Below are 22,143 nucleotides of genomic sequence, written 5' to 3' on the forward strand. Positions count from 1 at the left end.
CACTGGCATGGCTCAACGGTTGGCGGCCTCGTGGCGCAGGAAGTTTTCAGCGATCTTCTCGCCGGTGGTGATCCAGACGTCCGGGCACGACTTTGCGTAGGTCAGAAACTCGCGCAGCAGGCGCAGCCGCATCGGACGGCCGCTGCATTGCGGATGCAGCACCGTCGTCACCATCGCGCCCCAGTCCCTGGTCTCGTCGAGCTCGTCTTTCCAGATCGAGAGCACATGCTCCTTCGGGAAGATCGAACGCGGGCTGAAGCGCGCCGAGAGGCCGTGCATCCAGTCGTCATAGCTCGCCGTCACCGGCAGCTCGATCGTGCCCGGCTTGCCGTCGGCGAGACGATGGCGATAGGGCCGCACGTCATCGCGGAACGAGGACGTGTAAACGATGCCGTGGCGCACGAGCGCGACACGCAGCTCCTCGGTGAATTCGCCGTAAGGAGCCCGATAGCCGGTCGGCTTGACGCCGAGCCGGCGCTTCAACGCCTCGAAACCGCGCTCCAGCTCGTCCTCGATCCAGGGATCGCCGGGATCGGGCAGCAGATGGTGATAGCCGTGATGGCCGATCTCGTGGCCGGCCTTGAGGATCGACTCCGCCATCGCCGGATGCGCATCGACCGACCAGCCCGTGACGAAGAACGTCGCCTTGAGATCGAGCTGGTCCAGCAGCCCGAGCAATTTTGGCGTCCCGACACGGGCTTCATAGCCGCCATAGCTCATGGTGATGAGCCGCTGGGCATGCACCGCGTCCTTGCTGGTCCACGCGCTCTCCGCGTCGACGTCGAAGGACAGGAACATCGCCGACTTGTATGGCTTGGGCCAGGGGTATTCCGGCGCAGGATCTGCGGTGTTGGCTGGGGTGAGCGGAATGCTCTGGAGTGCCTTACTGTCCAGCATTGATGGTCGCCTTTTCGAGTGCGTTGTCCGTCAGCTTCCACTTCGCAAGCAGGGTCTTGTAGGTGCCGTCGGCGATCAGCGCGTCGACAGCCTCAAGCATCGCCTGTTGAAGCGTCTTTTCCTTGACCGGCAGCGCGATGCCGGTGAACTGCGTTGCGAAGGGATCGCCGACCGGCGCGTAGATGCCGGGCTCGAGATCCATCAGATAGGGCAGCGTCTCGTTGCCCTGCACGGCGGCGTCGATACGGCCCTGCCTGAGCTGCGTGCGCGCATCCGCCGAGCCGTCCGTGCCGACGAACTGGATCGGATTGCTGCCGCAATTCTTCTGGCTCCACTTGTCGATCTCGGCCGGAAACATGGTCCGGCGGCTGGCGCCGACTTTCTTGCCGCACAGCGCAGTCATGTCCTTGAACTCGGACGCACGGGATTGCTGCACGAAGAATTTTGGACCGCTGCGCAAATAATCGACGAAGGAGGCAATGTCGTGCCGGCTCGCATAGTCCGTGAAGCCGGACAGGATGGCATCGACCCGGCCCGTCGAAATCGACGGCATGAACTCGGCAAAGCTGGTTTCGGTCCATTCGATCTTGACGCCGAGCTTGCGCCCGAGCGCCTCGCCGAGATCGACGTCGAAGCCCGACAGCGCGTTGTTGGCGGGATCGCGGAACTCCATCGGTGGATAGTTCGGCACCAGCGCGACCTTGATGCTGCCGCGCTTGGCGATGTCAGGCGGCAGCTCGATCGCCCAAGCCTGAACATTTAGAGCCGACACAGCCACGGCCCCCAAAAACGCCGCCACAACCAAGACTCTCTTCATCAACACGCCCCCAATTTTCATTAGTACTCAGATCACCGCCGAAAGAAATGCCTTGGTGCGCTCCTCGCGCGGCGCGCCTAGAACGTCCGAGGCGCGGCCCTGCTCGACGATTGCACCCTGGTCCATATAGACGACGCGGTCGGCGACCTCGCGCGCGAAGCCGAGCTCGTGCGTCACCACCATCATGGTCATGCCGCTCTTCGCCAGCTCCTTCATCACCGCGAGCACCTCGCCAACGAGTTCGGGATCGAGCGCACTGGTCGGCTCGTCGAACAACATCAGCATCGGTTTCATGGCGAGCGCGCGTGCAATCGCGACACGCTGCTGCTGACCACCGGAGAGCTGGGCGGGATAGGAATTCGCCTTCGTCGACAGGCCGACGCGCCGGAGCAATTCGAGCGCCTCGGCGCGCACCTCGTCGGCTTTGCGGCCCTGCACCTGGAGCGGGCCCTCGATGATGTTCTCCAACGCCGTCTTGTGCGGAAACAGGTTGAAGCGCTGGAACACCATACCAGTCTTCAGACGCTGCTGCCCGATCTCGCGTTCACTGAGGCGATGCAGCCGTCCATTTTGCTCGCGCACGCCGAGCAGCTCACCGTCGAGCCAGATACCGCCGCTATCGATGACGGCGAGCTGGTTAATGCAACGGAGCAGCGTGGTCTTGCCCGAGCCGGAGGCGCCGATCAGGCACATCACCTCGCCGGGCCAGACGTCGAGCGAGACGTTTTTGAGAGCCTGGAACTCTCCAAAGCTCTTACTGACGGAGCGGATCGCGACGAGGGGCTTTGTCATCGCGCAAATCGCAATGTGCCGCGTGCAAAACGGCGCTCGAGCAACATCTGGAGCGGCGTCAGGATCGAGACGACGAGCAGATACCAGAGCCCGGCAACGATCAGGAGCTCGATCACGCGGGAATTGGCGTAGTAGATGTTTTCGGCGTTGTGCAGCACTTCGGGATATTGAATCACGCTCGCAAGCGACGTCGCCTTCACCATGCCGATGAACTCGTTGCCGAGCGGCGGGATCACGACGCGCATCGCCTGCGGCAAAATGATCCGGCGCAACGCGCGCAGCCGCCCCATGCCGATCGCCTGCGCCGCCTCATATTGTCCGATATCCACCGACAGCATGCCGGCGCGCATGACCTCGGACGTGTAGGCGCCCTGGTTGATACCGAGCCCGAGCAGCGCCGCCAGGAACGGCGTCATCACGTCGACGGCGCGCGCACTCCACAGACCGGGAATCCCGATGGTCGGAAACACCAGCGCGAGGTTGAACCAGAGCAGCAATTGCAGGATCAGCGGCGTGCCGCGGAACAGCCAGGTATAGCCGGCCGCAACCGTCTTCAGCACCGGATTGGGCGACAGCCGCATGACCGCGACGACCACGCCGAGAAAGATGCCGAGCGCCATCGCCAGCACCGCCATCACCATGGTGTTGGTGATGCCTTCGAGGATCACCTTTGCGGTGATGAAGCGGCTGACATAGGACCATTCGATCTGGCCATTGGCAAACGCTCGCCCGATCGCCGCCAGCACCAGGACGATCAGTGCTGCGCTGAGCCAGCGAAACCAGTGCGGCTCGCGCGCAATCCGCATTCCCGACAGATCGGGAAAACCTTCCGCGAGTGCCGGCGCCGGCCTCATTGCGGCGCCGCGTTCAGCATGGGCTGGGTCACGGCATTCGCGCCCAGGCCCCATTTGTCGAGGACGGCCTTGTAGGAACCATCGGCGATCATCGCCATGAGCTTCTCCGTCACGATTTCACGGAGTGCGGCATCATCCTTGCGGAACATGATTCCCTGATAGCCCTTCGCAAAGGACTCGCCGACGACGCGGTATTTGCCCGGCTCCTGCGTCTGCGCATAAGGCAGCGTCTCGCTGCCTTGCACCGCGGCGTCGATGCGGCCCTGCTTGAGCTGGTTGCGGACATCGATCGAGTTCTCGCCCGGCACATATTGAATCGCCGGCTTGCCGCCCGCCTCGCAATTCTGCTTGCTCCACTTCTCGATTTCGACGGGGAAGCTGGTGCTGCGGGTGGTGCCGACCTTCTTGCCGCAGAGATCGGTGGCGGCCTTCGCGTCGCTCTCGGCCATCACGAAGAACTGCGGGCCGGTCGTGAGGTAATCGACGAAATCGGCACTCTCGCGCCGCGAGGCGCGATCGGAGATGCCGGAGATGATGAAATCGGCGCGCTTGGTCTGGAGCGAGGGGATCAGCTCGGCGAACGGCGTCTCGCTCCAGACGATCTTGAGGCCGCCGAGCCGCTTGGCGAGCTCGTTCGCAAGATCGATGTCGAGTCCCACCAGCTCATTGCTGGCGGGATCGCGATATTCCATCGGCGCGTAGGTCGAGTTGACCGTGAGCTTTAGCGCGCCCGCCTGCTTGATCTCCGCCGGAAGCTCCGCCGCTTGCGCAGACGTCACGACTGCCAACGCTGCAAGAGCGAAAAGATGCGAGAGGCGTGTCATGTCAGCTCCTTTGTCAGCCTTTTGCTGTGCCAATCGTTACCAGCGCAGTCCTTTGCCAACGGCGTGCCAAATGCCAACGGCGTGCCAAATCCTCAGTCCGCGTCGAACACGGCCGGCTCGATGACACCGGCGCGCTCTGTGATCACCCTGTATTGCTCGGGCCGCCGGTGGGCGGCGAAATTGAACATCTTGTCCTTGCCCTGGCGACAGAGGTCGAGATCGATATCGGCGACGATCACCTCGTCGGTCAGTGTCGCGGCCTGCGCAACGATGCGGCCGTTGGGATCGACGATGCAGGAGCCGCCGATCAGGCCCGAGCCGTCCTCGTCGCCGGCCTTGGCGACCGAGATCGCCCAGGTCGCATTCATGTAAGCGTTGGCCTGCGTCACCAATGTCGAGTGGAATGTGCGCAAGGACGCGTCTTCGGTAGCGCCGCCATTGGGATCATAGGCCGCCGAATTGTAGCCGATGCAGACCAGCTCCACGCCCTGCAGGCCGAGCACGCGCCAGGATTCCGGCCAGCGGCGATCGTTGCAGATCATCATGCCCATGATCGCATGTGCCCAGGCCGAGCCGGCGCGGAACGCGGGAAAGCCGAGATCGCCATATTCGAAGTAGCGCTTCTCGAGCTGCTGATAGCGCGCGCTCTCGCGCGGCTCCACCGAGCCCGGCAGATGCACTTTGCGATAACGGCCGAGAATCTCGCCGTCGCGATCGACCAGGATGGCGCAATTGTAGCGGCGGCCTTCGGCGGTCTGCTCGGCGTAGCCGACATAGAAGCCGACGCGCAGCGCCCGCGCACGATCGAACAGCTTTGCCACGGCGGGGTTCGGCATGCCGTGCTCGAAATACTTGTCGAGCGCATCGCCTTCGAGCAGCCAACGCGGAAAGAAGGTGGTGAAGGCGAGCTCGGGAAACACCACGAGGCTGGCGCCGCGGCTCGCCGCTTCCTCCAGCATGGCCAGCATCCGCGAGAGCGTATGCTCACGCGTATCGGCTTTTTGCGTCGGCCCCATCTGGGCGGCGGCGGCGCGAAGGACACGAACCAAGATTGCCTCCAATCTGTGCGCAATGCTGCCTCAGTGGGCGAATGAACCCCTTGATCCAGCATGCAAATCCGCGACCATTAGGCGCAACGAGGGCTGCAAAAGCAATTCATCGTGCTATGATGTTTTGGCCCGGAGTATAATTGGCAGTGATATGAACCTGCGCCAGCTCGAGATCCTGCGTGCCGTCATCCGCCATCGCACCACGGTGGCGGCGGCCGACGAGCTGGCGCTGTCGCAGCCCGCGGTCAGCAACGCGTTGAAGACGATGGAGGCGCAGGCGGGCTTTGCGCTGTTCGAGCGCGTCAACAACCGGTTGTTTCCGACCGCGGAGGCGATGGCACTCTACAAGGAGAGCGACGCGATCTTCGCGCTGCACGCCAAGCTCGAGAACCGCGTCCGCGATCTGCGCGAGAACCGCTCAGGACATCTCGCGATCGTGGCGACGCCGCCGCTCGCCTACAGCATCATTCCCACCGCGCTATCAGGCTTCCTGCGCCGCCGTCCGGAGACACGCGTGTTCTTCGACGTAAGGCGCTATGAGGGCATCATCGAGGGCGTGCTCAGCCGCGTCGCCGAGCTCGGCTTCGCGCTCGGGCTGACGCATCATCCCGGCATCGCGCATGAGGTGGTGCACACCGGCGAAATGGTCTGCGTGCTGCCGCCGCAGCATCCGCTCGCCGACAGGCCGGTGATCTCGGCCGCGGATCTGTCCGGCCTGCCCTTCATCGGGCTCGAGCGCGGCACCCGGCTTGGAGAGGCCGTGCGCGACAGCTTTGCCCGCGCCGGTGCGCCGTTCCAGCCGACCGTCGAGGTGCGTTATTGCAATACGGCCTGCGTGCTTGCGGCCGCCGGCGTCGGCGCCGCCGTGGTCGATCCCTTCTCGCCGCGCCAGAACGGCGGCCACGGCCTCGTCGTCCGGCCGTTCACGCCGACGACCAGCGCGGTCGCCTACATGCTATGGTCGGAGGCAGAGCCGCTGTCGCGTCTGGCCAGGGCGTTTCTCGGCGAGATCCGCAAGGAGAGTGCGCTGTTGGGGCGCACAGCGCCACACCAGCAACATGGGGCAGGAAGCGACTGAGCTTCGCAATCTTTGACCTGAGGGGCACATGGCACGCATCACCATCATCGAGACCGGACAGGTTCCACCAAAATATCGCGAGCAGCACGGCTCGTTTCCGGACATGTTCGAGCGCATGGTCCGCGCCGAGGATCCCACGGCTAGTGTTGATGTCGTCAGCATCCCGAATGGCGATGCGCTGCCCGATCCGAGCAAGCTCGAGGCCGTGCTGATCACCGGTGCTGCTGCCGGCGTCTATGACGGGCTCGACTGGATCGCGCCGCTGGAAGATTTCGTGCGTACCGCGTACGCCAACAAGACGCCGATGGTGGGCATCTGCTTCGGCCATCAGCTGATCGCACAGGCGCTCGGCGGCACCGTGCGTAAGTCGGACAAGGGCTGGGGCATCGGCCGGCACGTCTATCAGGTGCTGCCGGAGAACGGCGTCGTCGAGGGTGAAGCGGTTGCGATTGCCGCCTCACATCAGGACCAGGTCATCGAGCCGCCGAACGATGCGCTCACGATCCTCTCGTCGGAATTCACGCCGCACGCCGGCCTGCTCTACGCCAACGGCGCGACGCTGACCGTGCAGCCGCACCCCGAGTTCGACGTGGCGTTCGCGCAAGTGTGCTGCGAGCTGCGCGACGGCAAGGCGCCGGATGATGTCGTGGCAACGGCGAGGGATTCGCTGACGCAGCCGCTGGACAACGCGAAGCTGGGTGGAGCGATTACGCGTTTCTTGGCGAGGCGCGCGGCCCTTTAGTTCGCGACGCTAGCCGCGAGCACCTCTTCCCTTCTCCACTTGTGGGAGAAGGTGGCGCGAAGCGCCGGATGAGGGGTTGCCTCCGCGAATTCAGACGGAAGAGAGCCACGCGCGGAGAGAGACCCCTCACCCGTCTCGCCGCTACGCGGCGAGCCACCCTCTCCCACAAGGGGAGAGGGACAACAGCGTCGCTTGTGGGAAATTTCAGAACGGATCCGTTCCAAGCCCCGGCACATCCGCCGGCCGCGGCCCGGGCGCTGCCCAGTGAAACCGCCGATCCTTCTCGGCAATCGCGATGTCGTTGATCGAAGCCTCGCGCCGCCGCATCAGGCCATGCTCGTCGAACTCCCACTGCTCATTGCCGTAGGAGCGATACCACTGGCCACTCGCATCGTGCCATTCGTACTGGAAGCGCACCGCGATGCGGCTTTCGTCGAAGGCCCAGAGGTCCTTGATCAGGCGGTACTCCTGCTCCTTCTCCCATTTGCGGGTGAGGAATGCGACGATCGCCTCGCGGCCCTGGAACACTTCCGCGCGATTACGCCAGCGGCTGTCCTCGGTATAGGCGAGCGAGACGCGCACCGGATCGCGCGAATTCCAGGCGTCCTCGGCCATGCGCGCCTTCTGCGCGGCGGTCTCTCGGGTAAAGGGCGGCAGCGGCGGGCGCGACATGATGACCTCATCGGTTGATAAGGGCCGCAATCTATCGCTGCACGCGCCGGAGTCGATAGGCCGTCCCCTATCGGGCGATCAGGAACTCAAATCGGCCTTCATCAGCGCGCGGATCGATTTCGGGATCGGCTGCGCCCGGCCGCCGCTGATGAAGGCGACGCGCACCTCGGCCTTGACCAGCACATCCTCACCGCGCCGGACCTCCTGCGCCAGCATGATGGAGGCGCCCTTGACCGCAACCGGCCAGGTCACGACGTCGAGCACGTCGTCCATCCGCGCGGGCTTGTAAAAATCCAGATGCATTGAGCGCACGACGAAGGCAAAGCCGGCGCCCTCGGTCTCGGGCTGATCGAACAGCGCCTGCTGCTCTGCGCCCATCAGCCGCAGATGATTGGTGCGACCGCGTTCCATGTAGCGCAGGTAATTGGCGTGATAGACGATGCCCGAGAACACTGATTTGACGATGTCGCAACAGAAGCCTAACGGGTTGCTTTCATTGGGTCGCTGGACGGCTAAGCCGTAAGACGCGATAGCTAGCAGACTCTAAATCTAAGCCGCTGATGATAGCGCCTCATCTCCAACAGGTTTGAGTTCTTCGACACTCATAGTCCGGACGGGTGGCGCCATCCGCAAAGGTAAGTTCCATAGGACACGGTTGTAAGGGGATTCCGCCACAATTGGGTAGGCTGCAGCCCAAAGGTGACCATGGCTATCCGACGAGGCAGCGCTTCAAGTGCGTTTCCCAAGGCCAGAAAGGCGAAAGTCGTCGAATTTCCTTGCAATCAGAGCCGAATCCCGCCTCTTTATTGAAGTTTTTAGAAATAACCTTGAATATGGATATATATAGAGCCTCCGTACCCAAGGTTTTCCGTGAACCGCGACCATCTCAGCCATGCCATCCGGGAGCGACTGAAAAGGCTCCCCCCGCCGTTCGACTCCCATTACGGGGTCGTTCCACTGCCACCGCCCGAGGAAGGGATTGCGGTGGGGCCGATCCTCGCACGGCTAAAGGCGGCGGACGCGGCCCTTGTCAGGATTGAGACACTCGCGGCGGAACTCAAGGACCCCTACCTTATCAGCCGTATATTGCCTCGGCGCGAGGCTGTGAGCAGTTCGTCGATCGAAGGGACGAATAGCACACTCGACGAACTGCTGTCAGTTGAGGAAAGCGAAGATTTCCCGCAAGGCGAAGCCGCTGCGCAAGTACGCGACTACGCACTCGCGCTCGATGATTTTCTACCCCGCGCGCGCAAAGAAAAGCTGAAACTGTTCACGACGGCTCTGGTTCAGGATTTGCATCGTGCCGTTATGCGTGGCGATGCTGATTATAAGGACAAGCCCGGCGATTTCCGAGAGCGGGTGGTGTGGATCGGCGGCAGAGGCGACATCGCGTATTCGACCTATAATCCAACGCCTCCCGCCGATATCGTGGCCTGCCTCGAAGACACCATGACATACATGCGCTGCGAGGGGATGCAGGCGATGTACCAGAGCTTCATCGTGCGCATGTCAGTGGCGCACGCGCATTTCGAGGCAGTCCATCCATTCCGCGACGGCAACGGCCGGGTTGGACGTCTGCTGCTGCCGCTGATGATGGCGGCGGAGGGAATGATGCCGATTTATCTCTCTCCCTACATCGAGGCCCACAAGACTGCCTATTACGACTCCCTCAAGGCGGCACAGCAACGCCTGGAATGGCACGAAGCAGTGGGGTTCATGGCAGACGCAGTAGTCGGCACGACCGACGAACTGCTCCGGACGCGAGAGGCCTTGGCCACGCTCGGCGCAATGTGGCACGAGCGTCGGAAATTCCGGCAGGGCTCTGCCAGCCTTCGCGCGCTCGATGTCTTACCGCATTATCCAGTTCTAACCGTGAAGCGCCTGGCTAAACTTCTCGACATCACTGTGCAGGCAGCTTCCCAAGCAGTGGAGCAACTTGTCGAGCGCAAGATTCTCGTGGAGCGGACCGGCTATGCCCGCAACCGCGTATTCACTGCGCCTGATGCGCTGTCGATTATCAACCGCCCGTTCGGCGAAGACCCGATTCTTCCCAGCCCACCTTCATGACGATTATCAGTCCATGATGATCTGATGGTCGTTCATGCCGGACAGTCTAGCACAAACGTTCGCATGCTATTGTCCACATACTATTGCTGAGTCAGGGCGATCATGAGCGATTTCTCGAATTTCCGTGCCGTCTATAACGAGCTGACCGACGCTGTAAAGCTCGGGAAGCCAGATTGGGCTCTGCTCGGCGTCGATGGAGCGGCAGAGCTTCCCGCAGTCCGATGGAAGCAGATCAATCTTGATAAGCTGCGTGCCGCAAATCGCGAAAAGCTTGTGGCTCAGTTAATCGCAGTTCTTAATTGACTGCATCGGGATGCATCGGGTCGTAAGCGCATGGGCATGCAGTAGGGTTGTGGAGTAGGCTCCGTCGCTACCGGATAAAGCAGGAGCCCTCATCGTACGTTGTCGCAACAGAAGGCTAACGGATTGCTTTCGTTGGGTCGATGGACGGCCGAGGCGTGAACGAGGAGCAGATTTTATCTGTGCCCTTCCATAGCAAGTCGCAGCGCCTTGGGAATGCGCTGCGCCCTTCCGCCTGAGATAAACGCCACGCGTACACGCGCCGCAACTAGGAGATCGTCTCCGCGCCTGCATTCCTGCAGCAAGGCAATCGACGCGCCTCTCACCTCTTGCAGGAGCGTTACGACGTCAAGCACGTCGTCTAACACCGCGGGCTTTAGAAAATCGATTGTCATCGAACGGACAACGAAGGCAAAGCCGGGCGCATCGTTCCGAGCTTCTGCGAGCAGCGCTCGCTGATTGGTTCCGAGCAGGCGCAAGTAATTCGTTCTGCCGCGCTCCATGAACCGCAAAAAATTTGCATGATACACAATCTGGCCAGAGTCGGTATCTTCAAAATAGACGCGGACCTGCATATGATGGCTTCCGCCGCGAATTTCGCCATCAAGAGAGGCTGTCACGGTACGTTCCTTGTTGCGCTTCCGGGAACCATTTGTCTTGCACAGAGGCGGCTTTCTGAGCAAGCGCCAAAAACCTTGAGCTCCACGCCCCGTCAAAGCCGATGCTCAGTCCGTGAACCTCGTCGGGCACGTGCTGCCAAAGTCCTCAATCCGTAGATGGTAGCCTGCGTCGCATAGTCCGCATCCCGGATGAGCTGCATCTGTGCCCGGAGCACCCGGCCGAATTTCAGGGTTCCAGCGACGCCAACCGCGGCGCCCGAATGGCAAACCGCATCTGGGAGCTGATGCTGGCCGTTGAGCCAACTGGTCGACCATCCTGTGAATCGGAGCGCAACATTGACCCCGTCGATACGAAGTTGATCAAGCACTTAGGATGGCCTATCGGCGCTCGGACCCCACGCCGATTTACACTGGTGCACGTATTCCGACGCACCGGCACCGAATTTGTCAGGTTCGAGACAAGTATCGATGTTTCGAAGGCACGCACAAACCACGAAGAATTCGCAAATCTGCATCGTGTAAGAGGCACGGCACTTGCTTTTGTTCACGGCGGCGCCACCCGAGTTTCGGGGCGTCGATCATTTGGTGACGCTCACATACGGCGTCGTTTTTGCTCCCGAGAGAACCAAAGACCTTGGCAGTTTTTGGGGCATTGACATCTGAGCCACCGGCGAGGGGAGCGACTAGTCGTCGGCGATCGCCCCGCTACGATCGGCGGTGGATTCCTTAGCTATGCTAGTACATAGGCCAATTCCAAGATACCAATGTTTGCCGCACCTGTATTTGGCGGGAATCATGTTGCTCGCCGCCGCGTCCATGTTGGTGGCCAGCATACCTGGTGTGCTGGCCACGGACTCGGATGACTGCGGTCCGACGAGTTCTCGAGCAAAGATCCTTGCGCTGTACATTTTGGATTACAGACAGTCGAAACGACGCTCTGTGTTGACCAAACCCGTCATGGATCTTTTCTGTATCGATCGGGCCAATGCTCCGCTGGGTACCGCCAGCCTTCCATCACTCTCGTGTCTTGGCCATTGGACTAAGTCGCGGCCCAGCAATGAGAGACCAAACTGCACTCGCCACATTCTAGAACACTGCGCGGAGGATCAAATTGCCGAATTTGTTAGAATAAGAGTTGTCGGGCAGCAGCGTCCGAAACTCTATGCGGATGGTCTTACCAATTTTGTCCTGATATCTACTTTCGCTTCCGTCGGAATCCATACATTTACATCATCCGACGGCACCAAGATTACCTACACCCTGATCATGGCCTTCAATGCCAGCCGCGACGCCTTTGGACCTCAGGTGTATATGGACGCAGACAATAAAGCTGTGATGTGCGCGATCTCGTCCTCGAACACGCAAACAATCTCCGGATTCCGGCGTTCTTTGGCTGACGCGTTCGTCAAAGAGGCTGCCGATCCCGGCAGAGGGCTTCCTCGCGTAGCGGTCGAACGATCCATTGCGGATGACTGGGCCGCCAAGGCTACGAATGGCATTATGAGCCGTTGTCTGCTTGCGAAAAATGGCGGAGGCGCTCCAATAATGATAGCCGCTCATGATCAGGGTCTTAACTTTTATTGAGTTCAGGCTGGTTGGAACACCGTTTCCACGGGAGCGACTGCAACCAAAGGCGTGAGTGATGCTTGCTGTTGCGTGATGGCAACGTTCCGGCGTCCAAGGTGAAGCAGCACAGATCCTGTGGCAGGCGCAGTGCCGGCAGTTGGAACCACTGATTGCCTTCTTGGCCCGCCATCTCATTGGCCTTTTTCATAGAAGTATATCCGACCAGAGGACGGACGGAAAATCACGCAAGGTTCGCTGAGGAAGAACACATGCTCAACGAGCACAAGGTCGTCTGGCCCGATCTGGCGGCTTGCTGAAGGAGCTGCCGGTATGGCAGACCCGGCGCGACCGCCTTGGCGGGTTGGTTAACGCCCGCAACTCGCGCGGCACGCGCGTTGTAGTTCATCTCGCTTACGGGCCGCGTTAACGCTGGCCGAGAGAGCGGTATGGCAGCGGGGATTTCGCTGACTAGACTTGGAGAATCGTCACCATGGGCGATTCATGTTGTTGTCGTGGCGATCCGCGTCCGATCTGAGGCGTCAATGTCCCGAACCCCACGGTATGACGGCAGGGTTCGCCAACGCACCAAAGATGCAATGGCACGTCGATTGCTTCAGATGCGAGGCATTCCGTTACGTCGATGACGGTTCGCAGCCCCTTTAACGGCTCAGATGGAACCTCGTCCGATTGATTCAGACTAGTGCGATGACGGACCTGTCGCGTGGATCGTACGGCGCGATCGTTAGCTGGGATTGTTGCGGTGCTTCTCCCGGTCGGCAGGAGCGCCTTACCGAGCTCGTGGAGTGTGTATGCGTGATCGCTCGCCGCCGAAGTTTAAGGCTTATCATCGCGGGTGTTATTACTACTTGCGGCGTTATTGCGCCCGCGACAGCATGGGCGGAAGCCTTCATCTACAATCAGCACCAATCGCGAGCTGCCCGACCGAAAGTGATCGGCGACAACCACATGCTCGTTCAGGCGACCGAGGTCGATTACGACTACAACAACAGCCGCATCTCGGCCGTCGGCAACGTGCAGATGTTCTACAACGGCACCAGCGTCGAGGCCGACAAGGTCATCTACGACCAGAAGACCAAGCGTCTTCATGCCGAAGGCAACATCCGCATGACCGATGCGGAAGGCAAGATCACCTACGCCAACATCATGGATCTCAGCGACGACTACCGCGACGGTTTCGTCGATTCGCTGCGCGTCGACACTGAAGACCAGACCCGCATGGCGGCGACGCGCGCCGACCGGTCCGGCGGCAATTACACGGTGTTCGACAACGGCGTTTATACTGCCTGCGCGCCCTGTAAGGATGATCCGAAGAAGCCGCCGCTGTGGCAGGTCAAAGGCGCGCGCATCATCCATAACCAGACCGAGAAGATGCTCTATTTCGAGAACGCCCAGCTCGAATTCTTCGGCGTTCCGATGGCCTATCTGCCCTACTTCTCGACGCCCGATCCGACCGTGAAGCGCAAGAGCGGCTTCCTGATGCCGGGCTTCACCAGCTACACGGCCTTCGGCTACGGCGTCGAAATCCCCTATTATTGGGCGATCGCGCCTGACATGGACGCGACCTTCAATCCGCGCATCACCTCGAAGCAGGGCGTGCTGTTCCAGAGCGAATTCCGCCAGCGCCTGTCGAACGGCTCCTATCAGGTTCGGCTCTACGGCATCGACCAGCTCGATCAAGGCGCCTTTGCCGGCCAGCCGGGTGACCGCCAATTCCGCTGGGGCGTCGACACCAAGGGCAAGTTCGCGCCGAACGACAAATGGGTCTGGGGCTGGGACGGCGTGCTGCTGTCCGACTACTTCTTCATGTCCGACTATCGGCTCGCCCAGTACAAGGACCCGTTCGGATCGATCCAGTCGCTGCCGACGGAAGCGATCACGCAGCTCTATCTGACCGGTGTCGGCAACCGCAGCTTCTTCGACGCGCGCGCGATCTACTATCTCAACTACTCGGGCAACCAGAACCAGGTCCCCGTGGTCGCTCCCGTGATCGACTACAACAACGTGATAAACAGCCCGATCCTGGGTGGCGAGTTCAGCTACAAGATGAACTTCACCAACCTGACCCGCGAGACCGCGTTGTTCGATCCGATCACGACGCTCGCCAACACCAACAGCCTATGCACGACCGCCTCCGCCGATCCGATGGCACGCTTGCCGTCGCAGTGTCTGCTGCGCGGCATGCCGGGCACCTACACAAGGCTGACGGCCGAGGCGCAGTGGCGCAAGTCCTACACCGACCCGCTCGGCCAGATCTGGACGCCGTTCGCCAGCGTCCGCGCCGATGCCATCAACGCGGATATCTCGAACCAGCCGGGCGTTTCCAATTTCCTGCCGGTCGGCGACACCCAGACGGTCCGTCTGATGCCGACCGTCGGCCTCGAATACCGCTACCCCTTCATCAATGTGCAGCCGTGGGGCACGACGATCGTCGAGCCGATCGCGCAAGTCATCATCCGGCCCAACGAGCCCGATGCCGGCAAGCTCCCGAGCGCGGACGCACAAAGTTTTGTGCTCGACACCAGCAACCTGCTCGCGGTCGACAAGTTCTCCGGCTACGATCGCGTCGAAGGCGGCAGCCGCGCCAATGTCGGCGTGCAGGCCACCACGCAGTTCGACCGCGGCGGCAGCATCAAGGGGATGTTCGGACAGTCCTACCAGATGTTCGGGATGAACTCGTTCGCGGTCGCCGACGTCACCAACACCGGCATCGACTCCGGCCTGCAGAACCCGCGTTCGGATTATGTCGCGAGCCTCGCCTATTCGCCCAACCGCACCTATACGTTCAGCGTCCGCTCGCGGATGGACGAGGCGACCTGGAACATCAACCGGTTCGAGGCCACGGCGAGCGCAAATTTCGACCGCTGGTCGGTCGCCGTGACGTATGGCGATTACGCAGCGCAGCCGGAACTCGGCTACCTGACGCACCGCGAAGGCATTCTCACCAGCGGATCGGTCAAGGTAGCGTCGAACTGGGTGGTTCAGGGCGCGGCGCGCTGGGACCTTGAAGCGAACAAGATCAACCAGTATGCCTTCGGCGCGGGCTTTGTGGACGACTGCTTCGTGCTGGCGGCAAATTACGAAAGTTCCTACAACTACTCTGTTGGTTCGGCACCGCCCGTGCTGAACAAGACCTACCTGCTCACTATCGGTCTACGAACGATCGGGGTAAATTCGGTCAGTTTTTGAGCGACGGTGTCACTGCTGAAGAGAAACAATTCACAATTGATGCAATTCCAGATGACACTCGGCCAGTCGAATGTTCAGCGCTTCGCAAACGGTCTGCGCCTCCACCTCACTCTGGCAGTGTATTCAGCCTTTGGCACCAACAGCGCGCAGATGTTCAAGCGCTGCTGCCTTTACACGCCCTACTTCATCATCGCTTCAACCTCGGCACGAAAGGCCTGGCGCGAGGCGTCGCGTGAATAGAACATGTGCCCGCCCGGATAGACCGCGAATTTGACCCGCGGCGCCGACGCAAAGGGCGGCAACTGATCGAGCGCCAGCTTCGAGCCGAAATAGGGCGTAACAATATCGAACAGGCCGTGCCCGACCATCACGTTCATCGTCGCGTCCGTGGCAAGGATCTCGCGCAGCTCTGAACGCGACTCCGGTAGGCTCTGGTGGCCGAAATCCCAGGCTCGTGTGACCGCGCGATTGAGCAGTTCATACGAGCCGTCCGGCCGCCAGTTGAGCTTGCGCGTCAGGACATCGACGGCGGCACTGCTCAACGGCGCCGCGAGCGCATCGCCCGAGGGATCGCCGAAGCGGGAGCTATCCAAGTCCGGATAGGGATCGAGGCCGCGCACCGAGGCGTCATAACCGCCGGTCACCTTGCCGCTCTTGCGGTCGAACTCGCGGCGGAATTCGCCGCGGTCAAAGCGCCCGGCGAGCCGTCGGCTTACGGCCTTGTCAATGCCGGTCAAAGCGGCGACCTTGTCGGCGAGACGGTTGGTGGCCTCCTTGTCTGCTTGGCCCTTGATGAGGTCGGCCAAAAATTCGCCACGCGCGTAAGCTTCGACATCGGCGAGATCGGCGCGTTTGACCGCCCCCCTGTCCTCGCCCTTGGCTTCGCGGGCCACCGCGACATAGCTTGGCAGCGATGCGACAAGTCCCAGAAGGCTCGTGCTTGTGAACTCTCGGTAGTCGAACAGCGGCGAGAGCAGGATCAGGCCCTTCACGCCGACGCCCTGCTCCATCTGCAGATTGCGCACAACCTTCGGTCCGCGAATGCCGCCATAGCTTTCGCCCGCGACGTATTTCGGCGAGGAGAGCCGCTCGTGCTTCTCGAGCCAGCGGCGGATCACAAGCGCGATTGAACTGGCGTCACCATCGACCGAATAGAACCGCCTGCGCACATCTTCGCCCGTCGCCACGAAACGGCTATAGCCGGTACCGACGGGATCGATGAACACGAGGTCGGTGAAATCGAGCCACGTCTCGGCGTTGGGCCTGACCTCGGGCGAGGCGGACGCTGTGACGGTTTCCGCATCGATCGGCAGCCGCCATGGCCCGGCATTGCCGAACTGCAGCCAAGCAGAGGATGACCCGGGGCCGCCGTTGAAGAGGAACGTCACCGGACGCGTGGCGTGATCTGTCCCGTCGAGCTGATAGGAGGTGTAGGCGATGTCGGCCTGCGGCTCGCCCTTGTGGTCGAACACGTGGATCGAGCCCGCAGTCGCGATGAAACGAAGCGTCCGCCCGGGCAGCTCCAGCGTCTGTTTGGTGGTGGAATCCGGCGGCAGGCGATGCTGCTCGGCCCCCGATGGGGAAGTCGGCGCGCTGGCGCTGCGCGCGCCGGGCCCGCCCTTCTGGCCGACCGGCGTCGGGGCGTCGGGACGCGGCGGCGGATCGTCGGCGCGGGCGCTCCCCATCACGGTGCACGCAAGTAGGGCCAGCGTAAGAGGGATGTGGCGCAGTGCGGTTAAATCGAACAGCATAGAGTTTTCTCCCGGTCCGGCTGCACCTTTCTGTCAGCGGCCGATTGCGACGGTTTAAGGTTGCGGGACAGCCTGGACTGTCGTGGTTCTGCCTTATGTTGCACTAGGCGTATCTGCCAAACGGCTCTCTTCAGTTAGCTAAGAGTCGGGAACAACAAACCTACTAAGTCTAGTAGTCGCCTCTATTCCTGAGGGCACGCGCCGCCTGCGCGATGGCACAAAGCCTACCTGCGGGCCAAGGGTGAGCATCGCGGCTTTTGAGCCGGCGCTACAGGCGTATTTTAAGGAACCGCGAACCGAAGCGGAGATTGCGGACTATCGCGCCAAGCGCGGCTTTTGTAAAAAGCTTCAGGACGAAGTGATGCCCGCTCTGCGCCATCTCCGGTTCGTAGGCGCGACCGGCGAAATCCGCTTCGAGCTTAACAGCAATGTTCCCGACTGCTGGCTCCGTGATGGCGTCGCCTCGGCGTCCCAACGTCTTGAAGTGACCCTGGCGCAATCGAGAGAACAGCATCTCGTCGGCATAGAACTCAACAAAAACGGCATCGGGCGAGGATTTCTTGGCTTGCCGGACTATGCTCCCGCCGAAGCTTTTTCCCAAGTGATCGCCCTCGCCCTCGCCATGTATTCAACGGAAGGTGCGCGCCGACTGCCGTTGGAAGCGGCATCAAGCGTTGTCTTGACAGCCCTTCCCATCACCATCGCGATCACCATCGCGCCACGTTCCAAGGCGCTCGAAACCCGACCTTTGATGGTGCGCCTAAATCCGCTCCTTCGGCGGCGACGGATTCTCCTCCCGATCTCGGATGCTGACGCGAGCGTGCCGCCGAAATCGGTGCGAAATAGTTCGTCACATCTCAGTGACAACTTCGCGCGAAGCCACATCACCGGGGCTTTGGAAGAGCATCGCGACCGATCTGTTTTAGGCGGTCAGGACTTATTTCACCTGTGGTCGCAGCTTCCAGAATTGTCGAGGCGACATGGGTGCGAGCACCGGTATCGTACCGGGAAAGATTTTTGCAGACATCGTCGAGGACCACCCGCAGGAGCGCAGTGGTGGGGGCATCTAGCATTTGGAGATCTCCCTCATTCTACAGGAGGCAACGATAGCGTCGATTTCGCGTTAGGAGCGCCACGTGCAAAACTACCCAAAGTAGAATAGCCATTAATTCACTATGGAAGAAGAAGCTGACAAAAGCGCAACAAGCAGATGTCTGTTTGAATTAAAGAGCGACTGCGCCTGACGCCCACGGGCCACTGCGTTCCAATCGTTGTTGCTTCGCGTTTTGATGCACCTGAGGAGATAGCATCGCGATGGCAGTCGCACGGGGGACGTCCGATCAGGCGGAAGTCTAACGTCTCTCAACCTTGCACGGAACGTCCATCTATATGAGCAATACTCAGAGGAATGTCTCGATCATGCTTGACGATCACACATCAGCGCAATTGTCCTCCCTGTCGCTGGAACGCGTAGATCGGATTCATACCGCAATAGGCGTAGGTGCCGGATGCGGTGGCCATGCACTGGTCATAGGTCGAGAACTGGCAATTGCCCGGATATCCCCAGGTACGCCCCTGCAGGCAATAAATGTCCTGCCGAGCCGGGGGGACGTACGACCGCCCCCGCTGAGCGGCGGTCGAAGGCGATCCAAAGCCGACAAGGATGGGAAGTGCAAGCACGCCGATAAACAGAAGGTTGCGCATGAGACCTCTAGCCTCCGTTAAGTCTTGCTGAAGGATAGAGGATTCTCATCTGATGTTTTGATCTTAATCAATGGCAAATAGCCGGTCGCAGCCCGTCCGGCGAACGCCTGCGAAAGAAGCTCGAGCGTGACGGCGCTCCCTGGAGCAGCATTCCTGCTATTTGCAGGAGAGGAACGCATCTTTCCAGCGCGGTGAGGGGTACATGTGCGGCAAACAAATCCCTGCGGCAAAGGATCAATCGAGCTTGAGAACTCTCGCGCTCCGGAATGAGCCGGTTCGGATCGGCGGCAAGCCCTACGACGAGCTTATCAAATGACCGAAGCGGCAGAAAATTCACCGTCTCAGGCCTGCCGTAGATCGCGTAGCGCTTGAGCTGCACGATCCCAAGGGACCTGACAGGGCTCATGAAAGGTTGAACGAGCTCTTCTAGGTGATCGGCCTGATTCGGCGCAGCAGCGAGTCGGCATACTCCTCGCGCTCGCGCATGAAGCGCTCTTGATGCGCTTTGAAGCACTCGACCCGCTTCCTGATCTCATCGCGTTCGCTGGCGCCATAGTCGGGCAAGCTGAGGACAACTCGCTCGTCGACTATTTTTGGGTGCGGCCGGGGCCGCTCGATCTCCACCTTCAACGATTTGGCGAACGCCATTGTTTCAGCGACGAGCGCATCGAGTTCGCTCTTCCAGTCATGCATTGACGTACCCCCCACGACTCGACCACGCTAGACGAGCCAGTTCATCACAAGCCAGGCATGCGACCATGGCGCAGACGCCAATCGCCAGATAGGGCAGCGTATCCCTCATCCGCTTCTCCTTGAAAAAGGCCGCCAACAATAAATATTCCCGGCGGCCGTCCGGGTTCAAAATGCCCATCGTGAAACAATGTAGTCCAGCCCCGGTCGCAACGATCCTAGACCTAGAACGCGTCGTTTCCTAGTTTTGCCATTCAGGAGGCTTAACGTAGCTCGATGCGGCCCCCGCTGGGAACAGGATGCGGTCTGGAAGGGATTACCACCACCTTCTTTCAAACAATCTGCACGGCCTGGACCTCTCTCGGACGGCTTGCATCAAGGCGTGTAATGGTCTTGTCTCGACGCGGTCAGCCGTATTACGGCGACCGCAAGAGGTGTTGGCCAAGATTAGCAGCTGGTGACGCCCGGCCATACATCGTAAACTGGATTTCTGAGTTAGTGAGCGGTGGAAATGATAGATTGTGTGATTGTTCGGGCCTCCGGCAGGCAATTAGACCATTTGCGCGAAGAGGCATCGCGCATTGCACGAAAAAACAAAGTCGACTGGTCGATTGAGCGGGGCTCCGAAGGGGCGCATTTTTCTTCGAGGACACAGAGGCGAAGAAGGCATTCGTCTCGATCTGCGAAGAGACTTCGCTGTTTCGTATAGAGATGCTAAACGGCCGAGGTCATGTGCAATACGTAGCGATGAGCCAAAGTGACACTGTGCCTTTTCAGGCGCAGATTCACATGACTGGGAGAGGATTCGATCCGAACAGAGAGCCAGCAGAAAGGCCAGCGTGAGCGGCGGTGGGCTCGCAAGCCTGCTCCCTTGGCGAATGCGTCCGAGAAGGAACGATCGACACTATCCGCGGCAACAAGCTTCCACTTGATGAGACCCCAGCGGAAGTAGAGGTCGATCGTGCCCTGCTCGTCTTTCGTCACACTGTCGTCGATCGGCACAATGCGCACCTTTGCGCGCGCGAGCCAATTCAGCGGCACCACGGCCGGCGATATGGGATTGCCGGAATGCCGGCCACCCTGTAAACGATCCCGGCACGCCGTCCGGCCGCCTTTTAGCGATTGCCCGCGGCGGGGGCCTGTAGCTCAATGGTTAGAGCCGGCCGCTCATAACGGTCTGGTTGCAGGTTCGAGTCCTGCCGGGCCCACCAGCATGATCAGTAGCTTACGTCGTTCTTGTTGCCTGCAGCACGGCCGCCGCACCAGGAACCGCACCAGATACATCCTCATTTCGTTCGTAAGCGAAGGCGGCTCAAACTCCACGATTGTCGTTCCCTCGCAGCAAGTGCCACGTCTGTTGAGGTCTGAGCTCGAGAACAAATTTTCAAATCTTGGTTGGCCCGCAGAGGCCAGAAGCGGACAGGCTTGGCTGTTCGTGAGCCTTCTCGACTGAGAGCACCACAGCAAGCGTCGGCATTGGAATACGGCATCGCCGTCGAATTGGCCCATCAAATAGCGTGCACCCGCCGTCATCCGGGTTCAAGGTCACCGAAGCCCGACAACCTCTCCCCTTTTCGGTCGACAATTCAAGTCGTCGGTTCGACTCGGCCGGACGCGTGATGCCCGAAGCATTGCTGAATGGCAGGGACCACGGCGACGATCCGCGCGCCTTTGAACTGATCGATACCCCGGCACATCTTCACCTCGTCTGGGCCGCAGGACCGACTTTAGACTGGCCCTGTCGAAGCGCGATGAGCGCCTGGAACAGCCGCTCCAGTTCGGCGCCTGACGGCACACCTCCGATGATCTGGTTCGCCCCGACGCAGATGCTGAGGAACGTCGCGCATGCGAAATCGAGCGTTTGCAAGGTCTCGCCTTCATCCGTAAGCCCATCGGCGACGATCGCGATGGAATGGTCGCTGTTTCGTTGAATGTGCCGGCCCAGCGAATCCGCCGAAGGGTGCGCGGCATCTGAAGACAGCTGGCCGTAGATGACGTAAGAGTCCTTGAGAACTCCGGCTTGAGCCAAGGCTTTGACGCTGAGCAGCTCTTTCGGCCTGCCCTTGATGCCCTTCAAATACGCATGCAAGTCCTTGGCAAAAGGAAGTTCGTTTTCCTGGCTGGACGCCCACTGCGCCAGCACCTGGCCGCGCATCTCCCTGCTCTTGTACTCGTTCGCTACGATCTCCTTGACGAAGCCAGCCCCATCTCTGGCAAGCTTGTCGATCCAGATCAGGTTCTCGACGCAGGAGCGCGTGAGTGTGCGCGCCTCGACGATCAATTGCTGCTCGATCATCGAGAGCGCACCACGGAAATTGCCGACCGTACGGCATAGCAAAGTTAGCGCGATCACCCGCGGATCGGCGGCCCCTGCTTCCGTCTCCATAAAGTCGGCCTCGGCATAGATCGCGCTCGCGAGTTCGAACAGTTCGTCAGCGAAAGCGAACCATTTCGATTTCTGATCCGTCGCGTCCGGGCTCATTGAGTCAATCCTTTCGCGAAGCGACGATGTC

The 22,143-nt window shown here is 60.7% G+C and carries 21 protein-coding genes and 1 tRNA gene; 8 read left to right on the plus strand and 14 right to left on the minus strand.

Annotated elements, in window-relative coordinates; translation table 11 throughout:
- Positions 1-12 precede the first annotated feature (12 nt).
- From ACLFLU_RS34850 to ACLFLU_RS34875, 6 genes are all read right to left on the minus strand, one after another.
- Positions 13-897, minus strand: a complete 885-nt coding sequence (locus ACLFLU_RS34850) for a polysaccharide deacetylase family protein (protein ID WP_426409211.1) — start codon at positions 895-897, stop codon at positions 13-15.
- Positions 884-1,714: an ABC transporter substrate-binding protein gene (locus ACLFLU_RS34855; RefSeq protein WP_426409212.1), complete on the minus strand. Its 831-nt coding sequence runs from the start codon at positions 1,712-1,714 to the stop codon at positions 884-886. Before ACLFLU_RS34855 ends, ACLFLU_RS34850 begins: the two co-directional genes overlap by 14 nt.
- A 27-nt stretch (positions 1,715-1,741) precedes the next feature.
- Positions 1,742-2,506 carry an amino acid ABC transporter ATP-binding protein gene (locus ACLFLU_RS34860; protein WP_426409213.1) on the minus strand — a complete coding sequence of 255 codons (765 nt, stop codon included), beginning with the start codon at positions 2,504-2,506 and terminating at the stop codon, positions 1,742-1,744.
- Positions 2,503-3,360: an amino acid ABC transporter permease gene (locus tag ACLFLU_RS34865; protein ID WP_426409214.1), complete on the minus strand. Its 858-nt coding sequence runs from the start codon at positions 3,358-3,360 to the stop codon at positions 2,503-2,505. Before ACLFLU_RS34865 ends, ACLFLU_RS34860 begins: the two co-directional genes overlap by 4 nt.
- Positions 3,357-4,184 (minus strand): ABC transporter substrate-binding protein, encoded by an 828-nt coding sequence (locus ACLFLU_RS34870; RefSeq protein ID WP_426409215.1) that lies wholly within the window; start codon positions 4,182-4,184, stop codon positions 3,357-3,359. Before ACLFLU_RS34870 ends, ACLFLU_RS34865 begins: the two co-directional genes overlap by 4 nt.
- A gap of 92 nt (positions 4,185-4,276) precedes the next feature.
- Positions 4,277-5,200 (minus strand): N-carbamoyl-D-amino-acid hydrolase, encoded by a 924-nt coding sequence (locus tag ACLFLU_RS34875; RefSeq protein ID WP_426414132.1) that lies wholly within the window; start codon positions 5,198-5,200, stop codon positions 4,277-4,279.
- A gap of 184 nt (positions 5,201-5,384) precedes the next feature.
- Here ACLFLU_RS34875 and ACLFLU_RS34880 point away from each other — a divergent pair, with 184 nt between their 5' ends.
- Positions 5,385-6,311: a LysR family transcriptional regulator gene (locus tag ACLFLU_RS34880; RefSeq protein WP_426409216.1), complete on the plus strand. Its 927-nt coding sequence runs from the start codon at positions 5,385-5,387 to the stop codon at positions 6,309-6,311.
- Between the two features lie 28 nt (positions 6,312-6,339).
- Positions 6,340-7,053, plus strand: coding sequence for a type 1 glutamine amidotransferase (locus tag ACLFLU_RS34885; protein WP_426409217.1), 714 nt, complete (start codon positions 6,340-6,342; stop codon positions 7,051-7,053).
- Between the two features lie 204 nt (positions 7,054-7,257).
- Here the strand turns inward: ACLFLU_RS34885 and ACLFLU_RS34890 are convergent, their stop codons facing one another.
- Both ACLFLU_RS34890 and ACLFLU_RS34895 read right to left on the minus strand, forming a co-directional pair.
- Positions 7,258-7,725: a DUF1348 family protein gene (locus ACLFLU_RS34890; RefSeq protein ID WP_426409218.1), complete on the minus strand. Its 468-nt coding sequence runs from the start codon at positions 7,723-7,725 to the stop codon at positions 7,258-7,260.
- A 78-nt stretch (positions 7,726-7,803) separates the two neighbouring features.
- Entirely contained in the window at positions 7,804-8,265 is a 462-nt protein-coding gene (locus tag ACLFLU_RS34895) for a YbgC/FadM family acyl-CoA thioesterase (protein ID WP_426414133.1), read from the minus strand.
- Positions 8,266-8,595: 330 nt separating this feature from the next.
- Between ACLFLU_RS34895 and ACLFLU_RS34900 the strand changes: the two genes are divergently transcribed.
- Both ACLFLU_RS34900 and ACLFLU_RS34905 read left to right on the plus strand, forming a co-directional pair.
- Positions 8,596-9,792 (plus strand): Fic family protein, encoded by a 1,197-nt coding sequence (locus ACLFLU_RS34900; RefSeq protein ID WP_426409219.1) that lies wholly within the window; start codon positions 8,596-8,598, stop codon positions 9,790-9,792.
- Between the two features lie 102 nt (positions 9,793-9,894).
- A complete protein-coding gene (locus ACLFLU_RS34905; RefSeq protein ID WP_426409220.1) occupies positions 9,895-10,095 on the plus strand; it encodes a hypothetical protein in 201 nt (66 codons plus the stop codon).
- 173 nt (positions 10,096-10,268) lie between these two features.
- On the opposite strand, the gene ybgC is transcribed toward ACLFLU_RS34905, so the two are convergent.
- Positions 10,269-10,712, minus strand: coding sequence for a tol-pal system-associated acyl-CoA thioesterase (gene ybgC, locus ACLFLU_RS34910; RefSeq protein ID WP_426409221.1), 444 nt, complete (start codon positions 10,710-10,712; stop codon positions 10,269-10,271).
- Positions 10,713-11,507: 795 nt separating this feature from the next.
- Here ybgC and ACLFLU_RS34915 point away from each other — a divergent pair.
- Together ACLFLU_RS34915 and ACLFLU_RS34920 are read left to right on the plus strand one after the other, a co-directional pair.
- Positions 11,508-12,296: a hypothetical protein gene (locus tag ACLFLU_RS34915; protein ID WP_426409222.1), complete on the plus strand. Its 789-nt coding sequence runs from the start codon at positions 11,508-11,510 to the stop codon at positions 12,294-12,296.
- Positions 12,297-13,121: 825 nt separating this feature from the next.
- Positions 13,122-15,485 (plus strand): LPS-assembly protein LptD, encoded by a 2,364-nt coding sequence (locus ACLFLU_RS34920; protein WP_426414134.1) that lies wholly within the window; start codon positions 13,122-13,124, stop codon positions 15,483-15,485.
- Positions 15,486-15,664: 179 nt separating this feature from the next.
- Here ACLFLU_RS34920 and ACLFLU_RS34925 read toward each other — a convergent pair whose 3' ends face one another.
- Positions 15,665-17,236 carry a S10 family peptidase gene (locus ACLFLU_RS34925; RefSeq protein ID WP_426409223.1) on the minus strand — a complete coding sequence of 524 codons (1,572 nt, stop codon included), beginning with the start codon at positions 17,234-17,236 and terminating at the stop codon, positions 15,665-15,667.
- Positions 17,237-17,477: 241 nt separating this feature from the next.
- Between ACLFLU_RS34925 and ACLFLU_RS34930 the strand changes: the two genes are divergently transcribed.
- The gene (locus tag ACLFLU_RS34930; RefSeq protein ID WP_375864702.1) at positions 17,478-18,398 is read left to right on the plus strand and encodes a hypothetical protein; all 921 of its coding nucleotides are present in this window, start codon (positions 17,478-17,480) and stop codon (positions 18,396-18,398) included.
- 275 nt (positions 18,399-18,673) lie between these two features.
- Here ACLFLU_RS34930 and ACLFLU_RS34935 read toward each other — a convergent pair whose 3' ends face one another.
- The 3 genes from ACLFLU_RS34935 to ACLFLU_RS34945 all read right to left on the minus strand — a co-directional run bounded on the left by ACLFLU_RS34935 (position 18,674) and on the right by ACLFLU_RS34945 (position 20,632).
- Positions 18,674-18,940, minus strand: a complete 267-nt coding sequence (locus tag ACLFLU_RS34935; RefSeq protein ID WP_084302866.1) for a DUF3551 domain-containing protein — start codon at positions 18,938-18,940, stop codon at positions 18,674-18,676.
- Positions 18,941-19,366: 426 nt separating this feature from the next.
- Complete coding sequence (locus ACLFLU_RS34940) at positions 19,367-19,633, minus strand: hypothetical protein (RefSeq protein ID WP_426409224.1); 267 nt, start codon at positions 19,631-19,633, stop codon at positions 19,367-19,369.
- A 711-nt stretch (positions 19,634-20,344) separates the two neighbouring features.
- Positions 20,345-20,632, minus strand: coding sequence for a hypothetical protein (locus ACLFLU_RS34945; protein WP_426409225.1), 288 nt, complete (start codon positions 20,630-20,632; stop codon positions 20,345-20,347).
- A gap of 133 nt (positions 20,633-20,765) precedes the next feature.
- Between ACLFLU_RS34945 and ACLFLU_RS34950 the strand changes: the two genes are divergently transcribed.
- Positions 20,766-20,841: transfer RNA gene (locus ACLFLU_RS34950), tRNA-Ile, on the plus strand.
- 488 nt (positions 20,842-21,329) lie between these two features.
- On the opposite strand, the gene ACLFLU_RS34955 is transcribed toward ACLFLU_RS34950, so the two are convergent.
- Complete coding sequence (locus tag ACLFLU_RS34955; RefSeq protein WP_426409226.1) at positions 21,330-22,112, minus strand: DUF5677 domain-containing protein; 783 nt, start codon at positions 22,110-22,112, stop codon at positions 21,330-21,332.
- Between the last annotated feature and the right edge of the window lie 31 nt (positions 22,113-22,143).

The organism is Bradyrhizobium ganzhouense (assembly GCF_049949285.1).
Classification (GTDB): domain Bacteria; phylum Pseudomonadota; class Alphaproteobacteria; order Rhizobiales; family Xanthobacteraceae; genus Bradyrhizobium; species Bradyrhizobium ganzhouense.

Bases quoted from the DNA above. Each gene is read 5' to 3' on its own strand.
- ACLFLU_RS34850 (WP_426409211.1), bottom strand. From the start codon at position 897: ATGCTGGACAGTAAGGCACTCCAGAGCATTCCGCTCACCCCAGCCAAC.
- ACLFLU_RS34925 (WP_426409223.1), bottom strand. From the start codon at position 17,236: ATGCTGTTCGATTTAACCGCACTGCGCCACATCCCTCTTACGCTGGCC.
- ACLFLU_RS34885 (WP_426409217.1), top strand. From the start codon at position 6,340: ATGGCACGCATCACCATCATCGAGACCGGACAGGTTCCACCAAAATAT.
- ACLFLU_RS34955 (WP_426409226.1), bottom strand. From the start codon at position 22,112: ATGAGCCCGGACGCGACGGATCAGAAATCGAAATGGTTCGCTTTCGCT.
- ACLFLU_RS34905 (WP_426409220.1), top strand. From the start codon at position 9,895: ATGAGCGATTTCTCGAATTTCCGTGCCGTCTATAACGAGCTGACCGAC.
- ACLFLU_RS34890 (WP_426409218.1), bottom strand. From the start codon at position 7,725: ATGTCGCGCCCGCCGCTGCCGCCCTTTACCCGAGAGACCGCCGCGCAG.
- ACLFLU_RS34865 (WP_426409214.1), bottom strand. From the start codon at position 3,360: ATGAGGCCGGCGCCGGCACTCGCGGAAGGTTTTCCCGATCTGTCGGGA.
- ACLFLU_RS34935 (WP_084302866.1), bottom strand. From the start codon at position 18,940: ATGCGCAACCTTCTGTTTATCGGCGTGCTTGCACTTCCCATCCTTGTC.
- ACLFLU_RS34870 (WP_426409215.1), bottom strand. From the start codon at position 4,184: ATGACACGCCTCTCGCATCTTTTCGCTCTTGCAGCGTTGGCAGTCGTG.
- ACLFLU_RS34855 (WP_426409212.1), bottom strand. From the start codon at position 1,714: ATGAAGAGAGTCTTGGTTGTGGCGGCGTTTTTGGGGGCCGTGGCTGTG.
- ACLFLU_RS34915 (WP_426409222.1), top strand. From the start codon at position 11,508: ATGTTGCTCGCCGCCGCGTCCATGTTGGTGGCCAGCATACCTGGTGTG.
- ACLFLU_RS34880 (WP_426409216.1), top strand. From the start codon at position 5,385: ATGAACCTGCGCCAGCTCGAGATCCTGCGTGCCGTCATCCGCCATCGC.
- ACLFLU_RS34940 (WP_426409224.1), bottom strand. From the start codon at position 19,633: ATGCATGACTGGAAGAGCGAACTCGATGCGCTCGTCGCTGAAACAATG.
- ACLFLU_RS34875 (WP_426414132.1), bottom strand. From the start codon at position 5,200: ATGGGGCCGACGCAAAAAGCCGATACGCGTGAGCATACGCTCTCGCGG.
- ACLFLU_RS34860 (WP_426409213.1), bottom strand. From the start codon at position 2,506: ATGACAAAGCCCCTCGTCGCGATCCGCTCCGTCAGTAAGAGCTTTGGA.